Source organism: Zunongwangia endophytica, assembly GCF_030409505.1.
Lineage (GTDB): Bacteria > Bacteroidota > Bacteroidia > Flavobacteriales > Flavobacteriaceae > Zunongwangia > Zunongwangia endophytica.
The window spans coordinates 2,695,517-2,716,115 of the sequence record NZ_JAUFPZ010000002.1; the positions used below are offsets into that span (position 1 = coordinate 2,695,517).

The window sequence follows — 20,599 nt, forward strand, 5'->3', positions numbered from 1 at the left end:
TCTTATTGAAATTCTGGGTCAAATCTGGGAATGACGGAAAGATATATTACACAACATTAGAAAATTCTAATCTACTTTAATCTGCTTTTAATGTAGAACAAATTTTACTCTAAGCTTCATTTTCTTCTTTTGTATCATCAAAATAAGGAAATGCAAAAGAGAAAAATTTATCTATTACTTTTTGTTGCTGTTTTGGGGTTGACTAAAGTTGAAGCTCAAACTCAGGATACGTTACAATTAGATGTAGAACAAGCTGAAGGTCTTCTTTTAAAGAATAATCTATCGATTCTTGCCGAGCGTTTATCCATAGATATGGCAGATGCCGAAGTAATTCAGGCAAAAGTATGGCCAAATCCTACGCTTGAGGTTGATGAAGTTAACCTGTGGACTGCAGATTACCAGAAAAAAACCGGTGAGCAACAACCCAGTCTTTTTGGGAGCGACAGTTTTGGAAGGTATCGTCAAATTTCAGCACAAATCGAGCAGGTGATCGAAACTGCGGGAAAACGAAAGAAACGTGTAGAGCTTGCTAAAGTTTCTGCGGAAATGGCACAATCTTATTTAGAAGATTTTCTTTTGAGTCTTAAAACTGAATTCAGAAAAACTATTTATTCTTTTCAGTTTCACGAGAGCTATTCAACGATGCTTAACCGGCAATTAGTTTCTTTAGAAAATATCGTAAAAGCCTACCAAAAACAATACGATCAGGGAAATGTAAACAAAGCTGAACTTATACGGTTACAAGCTTCTTTATTAAGTATTAAAGACGAATTAATTGAAGAGCGAAAAGCCTTAAATGAACTTAATAAAGAATTAGTGGTAATGTTAAATCTACCAGCAAACACTAGACTTTCTTTTGGAACCACATTTAATCCTGATAACGAATATCAGCTTCCTTTTAATTATACGCTAGAATATTTGCAAGAAGAAGCCTTAAAACATCGCCCAGATGTAACCATAAGCAAATTAGACATCCAACGCTCTCAAAAAGAACTGAGTTACGAAAAAGCAATGGCGGTGCCAGATCTTGCGGTGTCTCTGGGTTATGATCGTGGTGGTAATATTTTGCAAGACTTTATTGGTTTTGGTTTTTCCATCGATCTTCCATTTTTCGATCGAAATAAAGGGAATATTAAAAAAGCTGAATTCGCGGTAGAACAGCAAAACTATGTAAACGAAAATAAGCTGTTAGAGGTTCGTGAAGAGGTGCGCAAAAACTTCCAAAATTACTTAGAAGCTGCTCACTTTTTTGATGACATCAACACCGAGTATCTCGAAGGCTTAGACAAAACGATGGAAGCTTATACTGAATACTTCAAATTACAATCCATCAATATCATTACATATATGGATTTTCTAGAATCTTATATCGATACGAAACAGACTATTCTAGAAAATCAGCAGGAATATTTAGACGATTTAGAAGAATTAAAACATAGCACAGGACTAGAAATAAACACACCGCAATAATGAAATATTTAAAGAAAATACAACTCCCATTACTAGCCATAGTGGGATCGGTTATACTTTTTGGTTGCAAGAAAGAATCAAAACCTTTAGTAAAAGAAAAAGAATGCTTTTCTGAAAAAGAAATGACAGATTTTAAACCGCTTAAAATCACTAATGAGAATGTGGTTAAAAGTCTGCGTCTTAATGGCGTAGTAGCTTACAATCCTAATGCCGTAGTAAATTACGTAAGTTTAGTAGGCGGAATAATTACGAACACTTACTTCACTTTAGGAGATAAAGTAGAAAAAAATCAGGTTTTAGCTGAAATAAAAAGTACAGAACTTAACAGTATTGAAGCTGAAGTAAAACAAATAAAAGCGAATCTTGAGGTTGCTAAGCGCCAACTACAGTCTACGCAAAGTTTTTACGATGATGGTATTGCTTCAGAAAAAGAATTAATCGCAGCTAAAAGCGAAAAAGGCAATTTAGAATCTGATTTAGAGAAATTACAAACCAATCTTAAGCTTTATAGCGCGAGTCCCGAGAAAGGTGTTTTTCAAATTAAAGCACCACGAAGCGGCTTTGTTGTCGATAATAAAATTGCAGCCGGAATGCAAATTGGCGCCGAAGGCGATCCCTTATTTACCATTTCAGACCTAGATGAAGTTTGGATAAACGTGAATATTTATGCTTCAGATATTAATGCGGTTAAAGAAGGAATGCCCGTAGGTATTAAAACCAGCAGCTACCCAGATAAAGTATTCGAAGGAAAAATAAATCGAATCTCCAATGTTTTGGAACCCAACGAAAATGTATTAAAAGCCAGAATTGTATTAGACAACAAAGACTTATTTCTTAAGCCAGGCTTGTACGTAGAAGCAATTGTTAGAAACGAAACCGAGGAAAAAGCCCCCCATATTCCTGCTAAATCTGTAGTCTTTAACAACAATGCGTATTACATCGTTAAGCTAGAAGATAAATGCAATGCAAAAGTGAGTGAAGTAAAAATCCTATCTAAAGACGAGAATTCCTTTTTTATTAAAGAAGGACTTAATGAAGGGGACAAAATTGTGACCAATAACACCTTATTGTTATTTGAAAGTACACCATCACTCAACTAAAATAAAGATTAGATAAAATTAATATGGAAAAGTTAACCAATGCGATAGTGTCGTTTTCTTTAAAAAATACATTAATTGTATTTTTTCTAACGGGACTATTAGCTGCAGCAGGTATCTATAGTTACATCCATACGCCTATTGAGGCTTTCCCAGATGTAACCAACACGCGGGCAAGAATTATTACGCAATGGCCAGGTAGAAGTGCAGAAGAAGTAGAGAAATTTGTCACGCTGCCAATGATGAAAAAAATGAACACCATTCCTAAAAAGTCTGATGTTCGTTCAATTTCATTATTTGGTTTATCGGTAGTGACTATTATTTTTGAAGATGGCGTAGACGATTTTTATGCGCAACAATATGCTGCAAATAGATTACAAGGCGTAGATTTACCGGAAGGTTCAGATCCAGAAATCGATCCGCCTTACGGAGCAACGGGAGAAATTTTTAGGTATGTGATCGATAGTGAACGTCCCATCAAAGAACTTTCTGCGATACAAGAATGGGTAATCGAAAGAGAACTTCTTGCAGTCCCCGGAATATCTGATGTACAAAGTTTTGGAGGTGAAGAAAAAACCTATCAGATTCAGGTTAATCCAACTGCTTTAGAACAATACGATCTTACTCCTTTAGATCTTTACGAAGCCATCACCAAAAGTAATATCAACGTTGGTGGAGATATGATTCAGAAAGGTCAGCAAGCTTATGTTGTTCGTGGTGTTGGTTTACTAACCAGCATAGAAGATATAGAAAATACCTTAATCACAACACATAATCAAACGCCGGTCTTAGTTAAAAACGTAGCCAAAGTAGCAATTTCAGCTAAACCAAGATTAGGCCAAGTAAGTTTAGATGACGATGAAGATGTAGTTGAAGGAATTGTGGTAATGCTCCGTGGAGAGAACCCTGCGGAAGTCATTGAACGCTTAAAAAACAAAATTGAAGAACTTAACGAGCGTATTCTACCCGACGATGTAAAAATAAAATCTTTTATCGATCGTACCGAATTGGTAAACTCTACCGTAAAAACGGTAAGCACCAATTTAGTAGAAGGGATTGTACTAGTTTCACTTATTGTATTGGTTTTCTTATTCAACTGGAGAACTACAATAACCGTAGCGATCATTATTCCGCTATCCTTTTTATTCAGTATAATTTTACTGAAAATACAAGGAATGCCGGCCAATCTCATCTCTATGGGAGCTTTAGATTTTGGGCTACTGCTGGAAGGTACGCTGGTTATTGTGGAAGCTGTTTATGTGAAATTAGAAGAAAAATCTCTTGAATTAGGGTTTGAGCGCTATAAACAAATCTCTAAAGGGGATATTATTAGAAACAGCGTTAGCAAAGTAGCGCCCCACATTTTCTTTGCGCAGCTTATTTTAATTATAGCGCTCTTCCCTATTTTTTCATTTGAAAAAGTTGAAGGAAAAATGTTTAGTCCGCTTGCTTTTACCTTAGGTTATGCACTTTTAGGATCGCTTTTATTAAGTTTAACCTTAGTTCCCACAATGTGTAAAGTTTTACTGAATAAGCACATCACCGTTAAAAATAATCCCGTTGTAAACTTTTTCCGCGGAAATATTTTCAGATTATTTAATGCCGCTAGTAAATATAGAAAGCTAACAATGGTCGCTTTTCTAGCCGTTTTTATTGTATGTATTGTAAAATTATTAAATTATGGAACCGAATTTATTCCGCAGCTAAATGAAGGCGCACTTTACATTAGAGCAACTTTACCCAACAGTGTAAGTTTAGAAGAATCTGTAAAAACAGGTAAACAAATCAAGCAAAAATTACGCTCTTTTGATGAAGTAAAGTTTGTCTTAAATCAAACCGGTAGACCTAACGATGGTACCGACCCTACAGGTTTTTTTAATAATGAATTTCATATCGAATTAAAATCTAGAGATGACTGGAAAAGAGATCTCAACAAAGATGAATTGATTGCTGAAATGAAAGATACTTTAGATCAATTTAAAGGGATTAATTTTGGATTCTCTCAACCTATTCAAGATAACGTTGAAGAATACGTTGCCGGAGTAAAAAGCTCTTTAGTGATCAAGATTTTTGGAGATAATCTATTTCTAATGGAAGATCAAGCTACTCAAGTAGCAGAAACCATCAGCAAAATTGAAGGAATCACCGATGTGTTGGTGTATAAAAACATTGGCTTACCAGAGCTGCGCATTAGTTTACAAGAAAATAAAATGGCGCAATATGCGGTAAGCACAGAAGATGCTCAAGCCGTTATCGAAATGGCGATTGGAGGAAAAACTGCTTCTTATTTTTATGAAGATGAACGTAAATTTGATCTACAAATCAGGTTTGACGAGCCATATCGTGATAGCGAAGAAGAAATAGGAAATATTCTTATTCCTACGCTAAACGATAAAAAAGTTCCGCTTAAAAATATCGCTGATATTGAATTTAAAACCGGACCTGCATTTATTTATCGCGAAGGTAGCAGTAGATATACCGGAGTTGGTTTTAGTATTGACGGAAGAGATTTAGGAAGTACCATTGCTGATGCTCAAAAAGCGGTAGATGAAGAAATTAATTTCCCGACAAATACCAAAGTAGAATGGGCAGGAGAATTTGAAAGTAAAGAGCGTGCCACAAAACAGCTAACGTATATTGTTCCGGCAGTACTTCTTTTAATCATCTTCTTATTGTATATGAATTTCGGAAATATAAAAGACACGATTATTTGTATTTCTACACTTTCATTTGCCTTTATTGGCGGATTTATATCCTTATGGTTAACGGGAACCATCTTCGGAATTTCAGCAGGAATCGGATTTATTATTCTCTTTGGAGTGTGTACGATAGACGGAATTATTCTAGTCGCTGTAATGAAAGAAAACCTAGAACATATGACTTTGAAAGAAGCAGTTTCTGAAGGAGTTTACAGTAGAATACGCCCAGTAGTAATGATTGCCTTAATGGGATCGTTAGGATTATTACCTGCAGCACTTTCTAACGGAATGGGTTCTGAAGTTCAAAAACCTTTAGCGATTATGATTGTTGGCGGTTTATTAATCTGTATGCTATTATCATTTACCGTTTTACCACAAATATTTTACTTGTTTTATAAGAAAAAGAACAACTAGTTTTTAAGGCATTCTCAGCTCAATTTTGAGAATATTTTTTCATTATAAGTGTTTAGAGGAAAGGCTGTCTGTGTAAACAGGCAGCTCTTCTATTTTACTTCAAATTTACTTTCACTCTTTGTGCTTTTTATTTGCTAGCTTTTTAATGGAGTTCAATTACTGAATTACAAACAACCTTTAAAACCAGCATTTTAACTTTAAAAAATAAATATTTGAAATAAAAAGAATTCTAATTCAAAATAAACTCTTCTGGAAAATCATCTTCCAGAAGAGTTTTAAAGAATTTATAAGGTATATCTTCCACCTGTAATTTCAATTGTTGCACCAGAAGTATAACTACTATCTTCAGCAGCTAACATTACGTAAGCTGAGGCTAATTCAGCAGGTTGACCCGGTCTGCCCAAAGGCGTTTGCTTTCCGAAGTTTTTCACTTTTTCTCCGGGCATTGTAGCCGGAATTAATGGTGTCCAAATCGGTCCAGGAGCGACCGCATTTACTCTTATCCCCTTCTCGGCCCATAGTTGTGCCATACTTGCAGTAAAGTTTCTTATAGCTCCTTTGGTTGCCGCATAAGGAACCAAGTTATCACTTGGAGAATAAGCATTTACCGATGTCGTATTAATTATACTACTTCCCGGAGCCAAATGTTGTTCTGCAGCTTTACATAGATAAAAAGGAGCATGAATATTTGTTCTAAAGGTTTTATCCCATTCTTCAGCAGTAATGTCTTGTAAACTATTTCTTGCCATTTGAAAAGCTGCATTATTTACAATAATATCTAATTGGCCAAATTTAGCTATGGTTTTTTCAATAATATCCTTGCAGTGCTTTTCTTCTCTAATATCGCCATCGATTAGTAATACTTCAGCGTCTTTGGATTCAATAACTTCTGCAGTCTGCTTTGCATCGTCATGCTCATCAAGATACGAGATTACAACTTTAGCTCCTTCTAATGCATAAGCATAAGCTACTGCTCTTCCTATGCCCGAGTCGCCACCGGTAATCAAGGCTACTTTACCTTTTAGCTTTTCGTTTCCTTTATAAGTGTTTTCACCATAATCTGGAAGCGGATTCATTTTCGATTCTACACCTGGTTCATTCTGTAGTTCGGTGTCAAATGGTGGTTGTGGATACTTTGTTCTTGGATCTTTCATAATTCATTTTTTGTATCTCAATATTATAATAGCTATAGCAGTTAGATGGTTAAAAAAGCGTGAATTGTATTTATTTTAATGAAAATTACCAGACCATTAATTTGTAGTAAAGTAAAAACGTACGATTTATGCTTTTTTAATCATGTTTTTGACGCTATTACATTATATATGTTAAACCATGTGAAATATTGAACTAAATTCTTCTTAAGTCGTTTTTTATAGCAACAGTTCTGGGATAAATTTGAATAAAATTGATGATATGCTAGAAGTTGCTGAAAAAGAAGGTGTTGATTTTAAAGAAAATCATTCTGAGGGTCATATTTATAAAGATTTCGAAGAATTTATTATAGGACAGGATCATCCTTGTATAATGGCTAAAACCGTTTTTAGCATGGATAAAGTGAACCTGAATATCTATAAAAATTTAGGTAATATTGAATTCACTAAAAAGCTTTATTCAGATTTAAAAACTTACATTGAAAATTACGATTTTGAATCTAATGACTTTGAAACTTTTATTGCTGTTTTCCCGGAAACTGTAAATCTAAATGAATTTGAATTCGAAGAACAACTTTGGCTACAATTACAGCGCATTAATAGTATCGATGAATATGATTGGGATACTCAGGTAAGTAGTAATCCACAAGAAGAGAACTTCAGTTTTAGCATTGCAGGCCGATCGTTTTATGTAGTTGGTTTACATCCTAACAGTTCTAGAAAAGCCCGTCGAGCTCCATTCACAGGGATTGCTTTCAATTTACATTGGCAATTCGAAAAATTACGAGAAATGGGAACGTATCAACGCGTTAGAGATGCCATTCGCGGGAGAGATAAAGAATTGCAAGGAAGCATTAACCCGATGTTAGAAGATTTTGGAACACATAGTGAAGCAAGACAATATAGCGGTAGAAAAGTCGAAAAAGACTGGGAATGTCCTTTTAAACATTAAGCAATAGAATAATTTTATATGGAAACGATAGCTAAACAATCTGGTGCCTCACTTACTATTAAAAAAGGAGACCGTTTGAAGGTAACTGCTCCCAAAGGAGAACAGGTTAGCGACATGGTATTGTTTAACAAAAACGATATCAGAGAAAAAATTTCGAGCGGTAAAACTTTAGATTTTGAAGAATCTATCTTGATCTCTAAAGGAAACTTTCTTTGGAGTAACCGTAGCCGTAAGATGATGGAAATTTTAGAAGATACTAATGGCAGAAATGATTTTCTACTAGCACCTTGCAGCCCGGAGACTTTTGAAATCATGTATAATAACAAAGAATATCACCCCAGTTGTTTTGAAAATTTATACACCAATTTAGCGAAATACGATATAACCCCAGATGATATCCCTACGGCGTTCAATATTTTTATGAATGTTCAGTTTGATACTGACGGGAAAATTAGCGTGGATCCTCCTTTAAATTCGGGTCAGGATTATATTTTATTCGAAGCTAAAATGGATTTAATTGTAGGTCTTACAGCATGCTCTGCCGAAGATAGTAACGGTGGCACATTTAAGGAAATTGAATTTGAAGTACTTACATCAAACCAATAAAAGTTCTTTAGCGGAAATTGATTATAAATTGAATAAATAAAATTACTACTAAAACAGATCCTAAAAGTAAAAACGGAAGTGTTAGAAATTCAGGTATAAGCTGAATTGCAGAGCAAATAGCAACGGTGTAACTTAACATCAGCGAAACTATCAAAAGTTTTTGCCTCCGGCTACGGATTAATTTCATGGTCGGTAAATTTGGTTAGCACAACTAAATTAATAAAACTTAACCAACTGAACAACAGCACTATTACATTTTAAGGATATGTGACAACAAATGGTCGTAATGAGATAATACATCAATTAACGATTTTTAATCAATTACGTCTATTCTTTTACAAATCTTATAAATTACAGAGAGATGAAAGCAGCAAAAGAAAGTAGCTTTAATGCGAATCTAAGAGGAATGAGTATACCAGATTGTATTCATAAAATCGAATCAAAATTTGATTTGACGAACGAAGAAATTTCAACATTAAATCAACTCAAAACAACTTCAATTTCTGGAGTTTTCTTAACAGAAGAAGGATCATTTTGCGGGAAGAGCGGAGAGTATTTTTCAGAAAACATTGAAGGTAACGGTAAGGTTTGTATTAAGTATTTTGGCGATGAACCTTATCCAAAGTTCATGATTCTTAAAAAAATTTATGCTGAAGAAAATATGGACTTAAACCATTTATATGCTACCTTAGAAACTAGTGTCCAATTTTTTGAAGAAGCTAAAAGAGCTTCAAAAAGAATGTTTTTTAAGCAGCTTTTTTCGAAACATCAAAAAATTTCTCAGGAGGCGCTTAGTAGACTCAATAAAAAATTCAATCATTCTACAAAAGTCGGTAAGTCCAATGCCGTGTGCTATTCTAATCAACTTCTCACATTACAAAGAAAAGGACGCGATTATGTAATTAATCATGCGATAAGTCTGGAAAATAAAATTTTACAAATAATTCGAAATGATTTTGATGCTAAAAATCATGAATTATCTGATATCGAAAAAGACCTCATGTTTAGCATTTTAGAATTAAGGAATATCCAGAGAAATGAAATATTGAAATAATACCTTAGATATTTTCATCATTTCGTTTTAAACCATCACTCCGTCTTGTAATTTAAAAATTAGTTGAAATTCGCTAATATTAGATAGGATTTCTAGGAAAAATTTCAAAGTGACTGGTATTCTTTTTAATAACTTCAAGTTTACTGGGACGGGAAGCTCTAGCTCGCTGAAGGGCTTTCTCGTAGGCTTCATCGTAATCTTCTAATTGCTCAAATTCTTCTTCACTTTCTGAAGAAAGTCTCCAGGATTTTTCATCTTCATCAAACCAAAGTTGAAATTGCTTTTGTTGCAATAGTGTATGATTACGCTTTAAAAGATGATAGATAATTTTCCCATCACTATAATTCCCATCAGGATAGCTCATTGGTAATAAAGCAAAAAACACATAGTATAGCGAAAAGTATAAAAATTGATAGGTAAAAATAGTAGGAACCAACGCTTGGCTAGTGACTATATAAATTACAACGCAAGAGGATAAAATATTGCCTAGTATCCCGCCTGAGTAAATGAAGAGATTACGCCATCTACTTTCGTCGTAGATATTTTCAAAATAGCAGTATCCGTAATAAAAATAATACTTCCGAATTTCGAAATATCGGTTATCCACTAGAATTCTACCGGATCCTATAATGATCTTTACATTTTTTGCTCCAAGCAATTTTGCGATGAATACATGGCCTAACTCATGCACTAAAGATACTGCAGGCAGGATAATAAAAAAGGCTATAAATAGCTTGGGGATATCCCAAAATTCAATCATTGATTTTTGCTTTAAATTTCAAAACTAAGATAAGTTTAATTCGAAAGAATTGTTTTAACTCATTTTAAGTCAACCATTAACGCGATTTTAAATTACGCAATATTTCTAATTTTCAAAACTAAAACAATTTAAAGTCCTAGATTGATTGCAATCAAAACAAATTGAATGCATTTAATTATTTATCGATTTTGGAAGCTATATTTAGCTTCTTTTCACATCTAAACACTTGTCGCTTATTAATAATTGTTTTTAATTGAGTTTAAAAACATGCTACTACTCATATTCGGTATAATTCTTTACGCTGTTACTGTTCACGATATTTTAAAAACTACATTATCGATGGAAGGTGGCGGATGGTTAACTAACCATTTCTCTAAATTTTTATGGAAGGTGAGTTTTCTAGCAAGCAGGAAAAAGGGAGATTCCAAACTTTTAGGAAAAACTGGTTATCTTATTTTAACTGGCATCATCATACTTTGGGTTGCATTATTATGGAGTAGCTTCTGCTTGGTTTTATTTTCTGACCCGGGGAGCGTGGTTACAAGTGCTAATAAAACTGCTGTGCAAGGTGTTGAAAAATTATATTTTGCCGGTTACACCATTTCTACACTTGGTAGCGGTGAGTATATCGCAGGAAATGACTTTTGGAGAATAATAACTAATGTTTTTTCTTTTACTGGTTTGGTATTATTAACCATGTCTGTTACTTATTTTGTTCCTTTATTACAAGCGGTTATAGATCAGCAAAAATTAGCTGTACAAATAAGTTGTTACGGTAGGACTCCTCAGGAAATGATTATTAATGCTTACGACGGAGAACACTATCAAGGCTTAACCGCAAACGCTTCAGATCTCACCTTATCTCTTATAAAACATACTCAAAATCATAAAGCCTATCCAGTAATCCACTATTTTCATAATAGTGACAAGCGGTTCAATATTATTCTGGAATTATCGAAAATGCACGAATGTTTTGTGATCTTGGAAAATTTGATGGACGACCAATATCAACCTGCTGAAAATGAGCTTCGATCTTTAAAAGTAGCTTTTGAGAATTATTTCAAAATAATTACAGAGATAACAGATGCAAAAGATCAAGCAACTAACGAGGCTCCTAAAATTAAAACAGACCTCTTACTTGAACAAAATTTTATTAGTAGAAAGAAAAATCTTCCAGATTTACACTCTCGTAAAGTCTTTTCTAAACTCGTCGAAAATGACGGCTGGGGATGGAATGATATTCAGGGAAGTGATGCTAGCTAGGAAAATATACGCAATCACAAAATTAAAAAAGGCCGCCATCAATCGATGCGGCCTTTTCTTCTAACACTCCCTGAATTAAAACTAAACTATACAGGAATACTCATTGCTTTTGGTTGTCTTACCCAATTTCTATGTGCAGCAATTTGCTTGATAAACTGCTCTGGTTGTTTTCCGATTAATATCGCAGCATCATCTTCAAATAAATTGATAGCTGTTTTATCCAATAACGCAGTAGTATCTTTTTCAGCAGCAAATGCTTTACAGTGCTTAAGGGTTTCATTTATAAATTTAATAGACTTAGGTGCTTCTGTTAAAGCCTTGATACTCTTAGATCCGCCCGGCAAATAAACCGCATCGTATAAAACACTTTCTGTAGTTAACAGTGCAGCATCCACTTTATGGTCTTTATCGTGATCACATTTTACAGTTCCGCCATGAGTTGCCACTAGATGAACCATTGCATTCTTTTCTGTTAGTGCTTTCTTCATTTTCATTACCTGCTCACCATCGAAACCATCCCCTACCAAAAATGCAATCTTTCGCGTAGCAATACTATCTGAATTTAGATGAGTAAGACTTAGTGCTTCAGATTTTTTAAGATATTCTTTCTTTGGTCCTGGTTGATGATCTGCTGGATCTGCATCTGCACCTATCGCCTGATTTACGGGCTGCTCGATCTCACTAGGAATCTGCATCCCTAAACCATCTGCTACCTTTATTGCAAGATCATTATCGATTTGATTGATTACATAAAGCATACGTTGCTTAATGTGATCGTAGGTACATTTACCAAGTTCGAATGTATAGGCATCTGCAACGTGTTGCTGTTCCCAATCAGTCAAACTTCTATAGAACAATGCTGGTTGCGAATAGTGATCATTAAAACTAGTACTTCTCGCTCTAATTTTTCTAGCATCGATACGCTCTTCGTAAGATGTAAAACCGCCTTGCGCCATTTTTGCTAAATGTGGGCATCCTCCGCCAATTGAATTTGGGAAATAAGCAGTTTTCCCTTTATCAACAGTCATTCTCATCTGCGCATCACGTTGATTGTTATGCGTAGGATTTATAGGACGATTGATTGGTATCTCGTGAAAATTAGGACTTCCTAATCTTGAAAGCTGGGTATCGGTATAACTAAATAAACGTCCTTGCAATAATGGATCGTTTGAAAAATCTATTCCCGGTACTACATGACCTGGATGAAAAGCTACCTGCTCGGTTTCTGCAAAGAAATTATCAGGATTTCGATTTAATGTCATCTTCCCAACACGTTTAACCGGTACCATTTCTTCAGGAATCAGTTTTGTTGGATCAAGAATATCAAAATCGAATTTATGTTCATCTTCTTCAGGAATAATCTGGAAACCTAATTCCCACTCTGGATATTCGCCACTATCGATAGCATCCCACAGATCTCTTCGGTGAAAATCACTATCTGCACCATGAATTTTAACAGCCTCATCCCAGGTTATAGAATGTGTTCCTAAAAGTGGTTTCCAATGAAATTTTACAAAATGAGATTTTCCTTCAGCATTAATCAATCTAAAAGTATGAATACCGAAACCTTCCATCATTCTGAAACTTCTTGGTATAGCACGATCACTCATCACCCAAATATGGTTGTGCAATGTTTCTGTTGTGCGAGAGACAAAATCGTAAAAGGTATCATGCGCTGAAGCAGCCTGCGGAATATCTTTATCTGGTTCCGGTTTAACAGCATGGATCAAATCTGGAAACTTCATGGAATCCTGAATAAAAAATATAGGCATGTTATTTCCTACAAGATCGAAGATTCCCTCTTCCGTATAAAATTTTGTTGCAAATCCTCTAACGTCTCTGGCTAAATCGGCTGATCCTTTATTTCCGGCAACCGTAGAAAAACGCACAAATACAGGAGTTTTTCTGGTGGTATCGGTAAAAATACCAGCTTTAGTAACTTCTTCCTGACTTTCATATAACTCGAATACACCGTGAGCTCCACTACCTCTTGCGTGTACTATACGCTCTGGAATGCGCTCATGATCAAAATGCGTTATCTTTTCTCTTAAAATAAAATCTTCTAATAAGGTAGCTCCACGCTCCCCTGCTTTCAAGGAGTTATTAGTATCATTAACTTTAACTCCCTGGTTAGTAGTCATTGTCTTTCCCGTACCATCTTTAGTATTGGAAGCCAAATCCTGAGTTTTTTTGTTTTCTTTTTTTTCTTCACTCATAGCATAATAAGTTTTGAATATTGGTTAAGCGAGTTGAAGGTAGGCTAATGCAAATGAAGAAGTGTGCGCTATTGGAAGAGGATGTGCTTAATACAGCCTTTAACTCAATTATGGCATACTATAACATAATATTAAGTAAAATAACAACCTGAATCATACCAAATCTATCTCCTTTAACTAATTGAAAATCATTCAGCAAACAGCAAATATTGAAGAAAGCAAACTTAAACCTCGAAACTCCTAGAAGGCTTCACCAATACTGATGTAGAAGTTGCTACCATCTCTTGTGAAAGCATAATCAAACCGAAGATATACATCTTTCTTCTGGAAAATTAAAAATCGTGCTCCTGCACCTGCAGACCATTTTAGGCTATTGAATTCTACTTCATCCCATTCATCAAAGACCTCTCCTACTCCGGTAAAAATTGTTGCACCAAGCCGATCTGTAAAACCTAATTTTAATGGTAAAAATCGATACTCTACCTGTGCAGCAACCTGATTTCTATCTCTAAATCTTCCTTTAAAATATCCACGCATTAAGCTTTCGCCTCCCATATAAGAAAGCTGATTAAAAGGTACATCACCACCAAAATTAAACTCTCCAAATAGTTGCGCCGCAAGAACATCCCGTTCCCCTATTTTTTTGAAAACACGGTTGTCTATAGAAATTAGCTGATATTCCACATCGCTATCCCAAAACGGATTATAATTCAGATACGCAAATTCGCTAAAAAAAGCATCCCTTTCATTTAAAACATTATGTCTTTGATCATACACTAATCCTACACCTAAACCGAAGTTAGTAGTCCCTTCGGCTCCAAAGGGTATTTGAATATCTTCTAATTCATTATCATTCTTGCCTTCAAAAGATACATTTGTAAGGCTTCTAAAATCTGTTTCTAAACCTATATAAAAGTCTTCCAGTACTCTTCTTAAAACTCGCTCTTTAATTCTAATTTGGGTTGCATCTACTAGGGCTATATTTTCCTTCGGAACATCATTCCCTATTCCATAATATTTAAGCGGAAATTGCTCAAAATCGATATCTCCAAGGAAAAACCATTTGTCTTTATCTGAATATAGTGCGTGACCAATACGTAAACCATATTGCCCATTAAGAGTAAAAAAACTATAGGCTTTCATTTCGCTAAGCCTGTTATTTACATCTTCATTCGCATAATAAATATACAGCGGAGTTACTCCAAATTCTACACCTGTTTCAGGCCTATAACCCACAGTAGGAAAAACGAAAAACTGAGATTTCTCTTTGGATACTGTATCATTTAAAATATTATTGATGTATCTGGTTATAAATCCCTTTTTAGATTTCTCATCTTTAGTCTCCTGTCCAAAGACAGTGATACTTACAAGCATAAGGCTTAAAGTAAGTAAAAACAAATAGGTTTTTCTAAGCATAGTTTGGTATAAGCGCAAATGTAAGCTTTTACAAATTCCTGTAGTATTTTTAACTTTTTGTAAACAATTTGAATATCAAATACTTATAAAGGTTTTCAAAGTATTGATATTATATATAACGCAGAGCCCTAACGTTAAATAATTCCTATTCCGTAGGTGTTTTTTATTTCAATCATGACAAAAGTACTATGCGTACTACCTATGCTTTTAACGCCACCCAGTTTATTGAAAACAAAATCTTGATAGTGCTTCATATTACGAGCGTAGACTTTCAATAAGAAGTCAAAGTCGCCAGAAATATTATAACACTCCACAATTTCATTAATTGCCATAATATCGTCTACAAATTGATTTCCGATGTTTCTATCGTGCTTCTTCAACTTAATATTACAAAAAACGATAAATCCTTGATGCAATTTTTCAGCATCCAGAATGGCAATATATTTTTTTATGTATTCCTTTTTTTCCAATCTCTTTATCCGTTCAAAAACCGGAGAAGCTGATAAATTGACCTGCTGCGCTAACTCTTTTACAGTGAAATTAGAGTTCTCGTGAAGTATTTTTAGCAGCTTGAGATCTACCTCATCTAAGTTTTCCATAGGATAATATTCTTTTTAAAAGTCTATAATTTCACCTTAAAAGTACAATATTCTAATATAATCAATCTATGCAGTTATTTAAACCTAATTAGGAATTAAATTTAGACAAAAAAACGCTATTATATAACTTTGACCATCATAAAAACCTAACGAAATAAATTATGTGTACCCATTCAACCATCCAAAATAAATCAGATGTAGTAGGAAGCTTTCTACGCCCAGAAGCCTTAAAAAAGGCTAGGGAACAATTTGCTAATAATCAAATTAGCGCTTCTGACTTAAAACTTATCGAAGACGAAGAAATTATTAAACTAATCGAGAACCAAAAAGAGGCTGGTCTAACTGCACTCACCGATGGAGAGTTTAGAAGAAGCTACTGGCATTTAGATTTCTTTTGGGGATTAGGTGGCATCGAGCACTTCTTAAAAGATCAAGGTTATTTATTTCAGGGAGAAGAAACCAGAAAAGATTCTGCCAGACTCTCGGGTAAAATAAAATTCAACCCTGAGCATCCGGTTTTCGAAAGCTTTTTATTTCTGAAAAAACATACTGGGAAAAACCATATCGCAAGACAAAGCATTCCAGCTCCCGCTCAATTATATGCCGAATTAGTTAGAGGCAATAATGAGGAATATGTGAAGAAATTTTATCCTAATCAAGAAGAATTATATAAAGATATTGCTGAAGCCTATCAACAAACCATTCTAAAATTATATAATCTTGGTTGTAGAGATTTAAAAATCGACGATTGTACCTGGGCAATGATCTGTGATACTAATTTTTGGAAAACAATGGCCGGTGAAGGTTTTGATCGCAACCTGCTTAAAGAAACATATCTTAAATTAAACAATTTGGCTTTAGAAAATTTACCTGAAGATTTACGTTTATCAACACATGTTTGCAGAGGTAATTACCATTCTACCTGGGCCGCATCTGGCGGTTACGAACCAGTAGCCGACACACTTTTTGCTAAGGAAGCGGTAGAAAATTTTTATTTAGAATTTGATGACGATCGTTCTGGCGATTTTGAACCGCTAAGATTTGTACCAAAAAACAAGAATGTTGTTTTAGGCTTACTTACCAGTAAAAACGCGACCTTAGAAAACAAGCAAGTTATTATCGATCGCATCAAAGAAGCGACTCAATATGTAGATTTGGAACGCCTAAGTTTGAGTCCGCAATGTGGTTTTGCTTCTACCGAAGAAGGGAATATTCTAACCGAAGAAGACCAATGGAAAAAGATAAAATTAATCAATGAAATTACTGAAGAAGTTTGGGGTTAATAACTTCAAATATATACTATATAAATCTCGCTATTCCTCATAGTGAGGTTTTTCCCCTTAGATTTAAAATTCCTAAATTCAAAATCTCTAAACTTGAGTTTCAACTCTATTATAACCAGAAATTAAGACACTTAAAAAAAGCGAAAGATGGATCTTTCGCTTTTTTTCATTTTGAAATAGGTGTAACAGGTTTTTAGAACTTGTAACCTACACCAATATTTAAGGTATTCAAACGAGCTTTAGTATCTCCGTAAAAATCATCACTAGAATAGCGATTTGTAAGCTCTACCCCATATCTGGCATCTATAAAAAAGTTCTCGTCGATATGATATCCTACTCCAAAAGCAGCATCTAAGCCTACAGTGTTGATTTCTACATCTTCAAGAATGAAAGTTGCTTGTGGACCCGCCTGAACAAAAAATCCAGATTCTGCTATATAATACTGAGCTAATACGGGCACAGATAAAAAATTGACCTCTTTAGCTCTCATGTAGTTTACAGAAGGTTGTATATGCCAGTTTTCATTTAAATGGAAATCGGCTAAAAAACCTAAATAAAAACCAGATTCGTTTTCAGACAAACTATAACCAGATGCTTTCTCTGAAATTCGAACATTAGCATATCCTGCCTGGAAACCGAAATCTACTTCCTGAGCGAATGAATTGATCCCAACAAAAAGAACCATAACTAGAAATAATTTTTTTACCATTGTCAAATAAATTTTAATTTTCAAGGGCGCAAACGTAATCTTTTTTTGGAAAAAATCAACCCTTTGGATCAAAAAATACATGCTTAAAATGTAATCTTAAGCCCGCAGAACTAAGCGATTTATCATTTATTCGTGAATAGATTTTACAGGAGGCAATCTTCTTTAAGTGATTGAAAAGTTTAATAAATGACTGGTAATAAAAATGTATAAACTTGAATAATAATCACTAAGTCAAAGGTTTGTATGAACTGGCTAAGTTTTAGGTATGGATTTCAGGATCTACAATAGTAATTTCATAACAAACCATTGAAAGTTTGGTCGTATTACCACAATAGACCTCCAATACACTTCCAGATTTTTTTTTGCAAAACAAACACTTTCAATTTTACCAAAGCAATTAATCTTTTCTGGATAGGATCAGGAATTTCTAATTTTCACTTAGTTCTGATATACTATTTAAGGATAATTGAAATAAGGAAGGATTAGCCAAAAGTTGGAGTAAATTTTCAAGCATAAAAAAAGCCTTTCATTTCTGAAAGGCTTTCTGCAATCTTGCGGTCTAGACGAGACTCGAACAACAACATTAACTAATTGATTATTAGAGTTTTAAAATATTTTAATTTTTACCTTACCCCGAATTAAGCACCTTTTAACAAAGTTTAACATTTAACTGAACGTTCAGTAGTTGTTCTAATTATTCGAAATGGACTTTAATCGCCATTATCAAATTCATTTCTAAGGCTACTCGATTTCAAACACCTTTTAAGATAGCATAATATCGGAGTATTGATGTTCACCTATTCATTTCTTCACTTCGGTAGTATTAGATTTTTCCCAAGCTTTTTTATTTAATACGAAGAAGGGATGTCCATTGGAATGAAGCACCTTTCTTTTATTATAAACCTAAGTCTTCTAATAAATCTATTTAACTTGAGGTATCCATCGATGGAAAATATTATTCAAATTGTATTGCTCTATTTCCCACCTGCCCAATTGATGAGCCCATTCCACTCGATTTTCTGGCGATGCTCCTGCTCCTATACTTTCATATTCTCCATAATATACTGTCTTCTCTTTTTCAGGAAACATGGAGTCTCCTGGCCAGGAATGCCACCCTTCTTCCAAAATCTGAGCTCCCATTTCTGTATTTATAAATACCGTCTTAGCATAAGGCCGCCATGGTCTTCCTAAAAATACCTTAGTAACATCCTTATCTGCAATAAGCTTACACTTATAAAACACAAAACCAAACTCCTGATTTCTAGGGGTTGCTGCTGCCGTGATATAGGAATTTGTAAGACTTTTAATGGTACAGCCTTGAAATACAGCTATGGCTTGGCCAAAAATAAAATCTGTAGTACCCTGAATAAAGCACTGTTCATAATATTGCCTGGATCCTTCTTTAGCCGCGTATAAAGTATCCTGACACCCTAAAATCTTACAATTTACGGCTACAAATCGATCACCTTCCACATGCAAAGCGACAGCCTGACCTTCATTACAAGAAGTATTTTGTATCGTCAAATTTTTCAAATGCACATCTGTTCCTTGCACTAATAAGGTATGTGAAGAAAAAGTGCCATGTTCTTTTTTAGTAAGTTTATCAATCTTGCCAGTATGATCATCGTTTGTTATAATAGTTTTATCGCGATCGCTTCCCTTTAAAGTGAGCTTAGTTATATGAGAAGGAATTACTATCTTTTCATTATAAATACCTGCAGCAATTTCTATAAGTACTTCTCCTGGACCAAATACTCGAACAGAATTAATGGCATCCTGAATACTGCTAAAGTCTGCCTGATCATTTTTAGCTACCTGAATTGTACGATACGGCGGTGTATATGGTTCTTTTAAAAATTTATCCAGAAAATCGAGTGTGTATCTTAGTGTAGGTTGAAACCAAGGATTAACCAGCCAAAAAGCATGAGGAGTATCTTTTAAAGTATGAACTTCACTATAAATATTGTACTCATCCAGTAAATCAATATAGCTGTCACGCCCTCCATGGAAACGGGGTTGTGCACTATTTATAAAAAGTGTAGGAGGCGTTTTACTATTCACGTATTCTATAGGAGATGCCTCTTTCCATGTCTCGGGTTTTTCCTCATACGTACCTCCTAACCAGGTATTCAAAAGCCGGCCTTTTTCTACCTCTGGATGCACAAATGTTGTGACTCCATCTATATTTACGATAGCCTGCACTGCAGAACTGAATTCTTGATCCTCCTCATCATAGATTTCAGAATCTGGAGTTACACCCACTTGCATCGCTAATTGTGCCCCTGCAGATCCACCTAATGTAGCTATACGATTAACATCCAGATTTAACTTTTTTGCATTTTTTCGCATCCAGCGTAGCGCATCTTTAAGATCTAAAACCGCAGCAGGATAAATGGCCTCTCCACCCAGCCTATAGCTTGGTGTTACTGCAACATAGCCATTAGCCGAAAGCGCCTGCGCTAATACGCCTAAATTTTCTTTTTCTCCTGAAAACCATCCTCCACCGTGAATAAGAAGAACCCCAGGCAGTTTTTCATTATTTTTTTGTTCTGGAATATATGCGTCAAGCTTTAAATCTGAAGTTTCCGTTTTCTTATATCGTATGTCTTTTAATTGCTTAACAGCCAGTGAGGAATCGAGCTGAACAGGGCTAAGAAAGTCATAATGGCTGGACAAATTTTGAAAGTTTGTAGCGATTGTATAAGGTCTTATATTCAGTTTTTCTTTTTGAGCAATTGAAGTTTGCACGAAGCAAAGAAGAAATATTAATGTTCTAAAGCATTGCATGTTAATGATGTTTGGTGGTTGAAAGAGTTGCTTACTGTAATTAAAATAGGTTTTTATAGTGGACATTTTGTCTTTTCAATAATTATAATTTTTGATTACTCTAGGCTCGTCGACCCAGTACCT

Annotated in this window: 15 protein-coding genes; 8 read left to right on the top strand and 7 right to left on the bottom strand. The window is 34.7% G+C overall.

Annotated elements, in window-relative coordinates:
* Positions 1-150 precede the first annotated feature (150 nt).
* From QWY91_RS11695 to QWY91_RS11705, 3 genes are read left to right on the top strand one after another with little or no spacing between them, the layout of a single operon-like run.
* A complete protein-coding gene (locus tag QWY91_RS11695) occupies positions 151-1,470 on the top strand; it encodes a TolC family protein (protein WP_290235266.1) in 1,320 nt (439 codons plus the stop codon).
* The gene (locus QWY91_RS11700; protein ID WP_290235267.1) at positions 1,470-2,570 is read left to right on the top strand and encodes an efflux RND transporter periplasmic adaptor subunit; all 1,101 of its coding nucleotides are present in this window, start codon (positions 1,470-1,472) and stop codon (positions 2,568-2,570) included. The genes QWY91_RS11695 and QWY91_RS11700 overlap by 1 nt, the downstream gene beginning before the upstream one ends.
* Positions 2,571-2,593: 23 nt before the next feature.
* Positions 2,594-5,680 carry an efflux RND transporter permease subunit gene (locus QWY91_RS11705; protein ID WP_290235270.1) on the top strand — a complete coding sequence of 1,029 codons (3,087 nt, stop codon included), beginning with the start codon at positions 2,594-2,596 and terminating at the stop codon, positions 5,678-5,680.
* A 284-nt stretch (positions 5,681-5,964) separates the two neighbouring features.
* On the opposite strand, the gene QWY91_RS11710 is transcribed toward QWY91_RS11705, so the two are convergent.
* Positions 5,965-6,834, bottom strand: coding sequence for an SDR family oxidoreductase (locus QWY91_RS11710; protein WP_290235273.1), 870 nt, complete (start codon positions 6,832-6,834; stop codon positions 5,965-5,967).
* A 241-nt stretch (positions 6,835-7,075) separates the two neighbouring features.
* Here QWY91_RS11710 and gntA point away from each other — a divergent pair, with 241 nt between their 5' ends.
* The 3 genes from gntA to QWY91_RS11725 all read left to right on the top strand — a co-directional run bounded on the left by gntA (position 7,076) and on the right by QWY91_RS11725 (position 9,443).
* A complete protein-coding gene (gene gntA / locus QWY91_RS11715) occupies positions 7,076-7,783 on the top strand; it encodes a guanitoxin biosynthesis heme-dependent pre-guanitoxin N-hydroxylase GntA (RefSeq protein ID WP_290235275.1) in 708 nt (235 codons plus the stop codon).
* 18 nt (positions 7,784-7,801) lie between these two features.
* Positions 7,802-8,389, top strand: coding sequence for an urea carboxylase-associated family protein (locus tag QWY91_RS11720; protein WP_290235278.1), 588 nt, complete (start codon positions 7,802-7,804; stop codon positions 8,387-8,389).
* A 361-nt stretch (positions 8,390-8,750) separates the two neighbouring features.
* Positions 8,751-9,443: a hypothetical protein gene (locus QWY91_RS11725; protein ID WP_290235280.1), complete on the top strand. Its 693-nt coding sequence runs from the start codon at positions 8,751-8,753 to the stop codon at positions 9,441-9,443.
* A 79-nt stretch (positions 9,444-9,522) separates the two neighbouring features.
* On the opposite strand, the gene QWY91_RS11730 is transcribed toward QWY91_RS11725, so the two are convergent.
* Positions 9,523-10,203 carry a site-2 protease family protein gene (locus tag QWY91_RS11730; protein ID WP_290235283.1) on the bottom strand — a complete coding sequence of 227 codons (681 nt, stop codon included), beginning with the start codon at positions 10,201-10,203 and terminating at the stop codon, positions 9,523-9,525.
* Positions 10,204-10,470: 267 nt separating this feature from the next.
* Here QWY91_RS11730 and QWY91_RS11735 point away from each other — a divergent pair, with 267 nt between their 5' ends.
* Positions 10,471-11,466 (top strand): potassium channel family protein, encoded by a 996-nt coding sequence (locus QWY91_RS11735; protein WP_290235285.1) that lies wholly within the window; start codon positions 10,471-10,473, stop codon positions 11,464-11,466.
* Between the two features lie 86 nt (positions 11,467-11,552).
* Here QWY91_RS11735 and QWY91_RS11740 read toward each other — a convergent pair whose 3' ends face one another.
* The 3 genes from QWY91_RS11740 to QWY91_RS11750 form a co-directional block, all read right to left on the bottom strand.
* Positions 11,553-13,682 (bottom strand): catalase, encoded by a 2,130-nt coding sequence (locus QWY91_RS11740; protein WP_290235287.1) that lies wholly within the window; start codon positions 13,680-13,682, stop codon positions 11,553-11,555.
* Between the two features lie 240 nt (positions 13,683-13,922).
* On the bottom strand, positions 13,923-15,098 hold the full coding sequence (locus QWY91_RS11745) for a BamA/TamA family outer membrane protein (protein ID WP_290235289.1): 1,176 nt from the start codon (positions 15,096-15,098) through the stop codon (positions 13,923-13,925).
* Positions 15,099-15,232: 134 nt separating this feature from the next.
* Entirely contained in the window at positions 15,233-15,697 is a 465-nt protein-coding gene (locus QWY91_RS11750; protein ID WP_290235291.1) for an Lrp/AsnC family transcriptional regulator, read from the bottom strand.
* A gap of 161 nt (positions 15,698-15,858) precedes the next feature.
* Between QWY91_RS11750 and QWY91_RS11755 the strand changes: the two genes are divergently transcribed.
* The gene (locus tag QWY91_RS11755) at positions 15,859-16,980 is read left to right on the top strand and encodes a 5-methyltetrahydropteroyltriglutamate--homocysteine S-methyltransferase (protein ID WP_290235292.1); all 1,122 of its coding nucleotides are present in this window, start codon (positions 15,859-15,861) and stop codon (positions 16,978-16,980) included.
* A gap of 193 nt (positions 16,981-17,173) precedes the next feature.
* Here QWY91_RS11755 and QWY91_RS11760 read toward each other — a convergent pair whose 3' ends face one another.
* Complete coding sequence (locus QWY91_RS11760) at positions 17,174-17,689, bottom strand: outer membrane beta-barrel protein (protein WP_290235294.1); 516 nt, start codon at positions 17,687-17,689, stop codon at positions 17,174-17,176.
* Positions 17,690-18,610: 921 nt separating this feature from the next.
* Positions 18,611-20,542, bottom strand: a complete 1,932-nt coding sequence (locus tag QWY91_RS11765) for a pectinesterase family protein (RefSeq protein ID WP_290235296.1) — start codon at positions 20,540-20,542, stop codon at positions 18,611-18,613.
* Between the last annotated feature and the right edge of the window lie 57 nt (positions 20,543-20,599).

Excerpts from the sequence above, each read along its gene's own strand:
- QWY91_RS11695 (WP_290235266.1), top strand. The coding sequence starts at position 151 with ATGCAAAAGAGAAAAATTTATCTATTACTTTTTGTTGCTGTTTTGGGG.
- QWY91_RS11700 (WP_290235267.1), top strand. The coding sequence starts at position 1,470 with ATGAAATATTTAAAGAAAATACAACTCCCATTACTAGCCATAGTGGGA.
- QWY91_RS11705 (WP_290235270.1), top strand. The coding sequence starts at position 2,594 with ATGGAAAAGTTAACCAATGCGATAGTGTCGTTTTCTTTAAAAAATACA.
- QWY91_RS11710 (WP_290235273.1), bottom strand. The coding sequence starts at position 6,834 with ATGAAAGATCCAAGAACAAAGTATCCACAACCACCATTTGACACCGAA.
- QWY91_RS11720 (WP_290235278.1), top strand. The coding sequence starts at position 7,802 with ATGGAAACGATAGCTAAACAATCTGGTGCCTCACTTACTATTAAAAAA.
- QWY91_RS11725 (WP_290235280.1), top strand. The coding sequence starts at position 8,751 with ATGAAAGCAGCAAAAGAAAGTAGCTTTAATGCGAATCTAAGAGGAATG.
- QWY91_RS11730 (WP_290235283.1), bottom strand. The coding sequence starts at position 10,203 with ATGATTGAATTTTGGGATATCCCCAAGCTATTTATAGCCTTTTTTATT.
- QWY91_RS11735 (WP_290235285.1), top strand. The coding sequence starts at position 10,471 with ATGCTACTACTCATATTCGGTATAATTCTTTACGCTGTTACTGTTCAC.
- QWY91_RS11740 (WP_290235287.1), bottom strand. The coding sequence starts at position 13,682 with ATGAGTGAAGAAAAAAAAGAAAACAAAAAAACTCAGGATTTGGCTTCC.
- QWY91_RS11745 (WP_290235289.1), bottom strand. The coding sequence starts at position 15,098 with ATGCTTAGAAAAACCTATTTGTTTTTACTTACTTTAAGCCTTATGCTT.
- QWY91_RS11750 (WP_290235291.1), bottom strand. The coding sequence starts at position 15,697 with ATGGAAAACTTAGATGAGGTAGATCTCAAGCTGCTAAAAATACTTCAC.
- QWY91_RS11755 (WP_290235292.1), top strand. The coding sequence starts at position 15,859 with ATGTGTACCCATTCAACCATCCAAAATAAATCAGATGTAGTAGGAAGC.
- QWY91_RS11760 (WP_290235294.1), bottom strand. The coding sequence starts at position 17,689 with ATGGTAAAAAAATTATTTCTAGTTATGGTTCTTTTTGTTGGGATCAAT.
- QWY91_RS11765 (WP_290235296.1), bottom strand. The coding sequence starts at position 20,542 with ATGTCCACTATAAAAACCTATTTTAATTACAGTAAGCAACTCTTTCAA.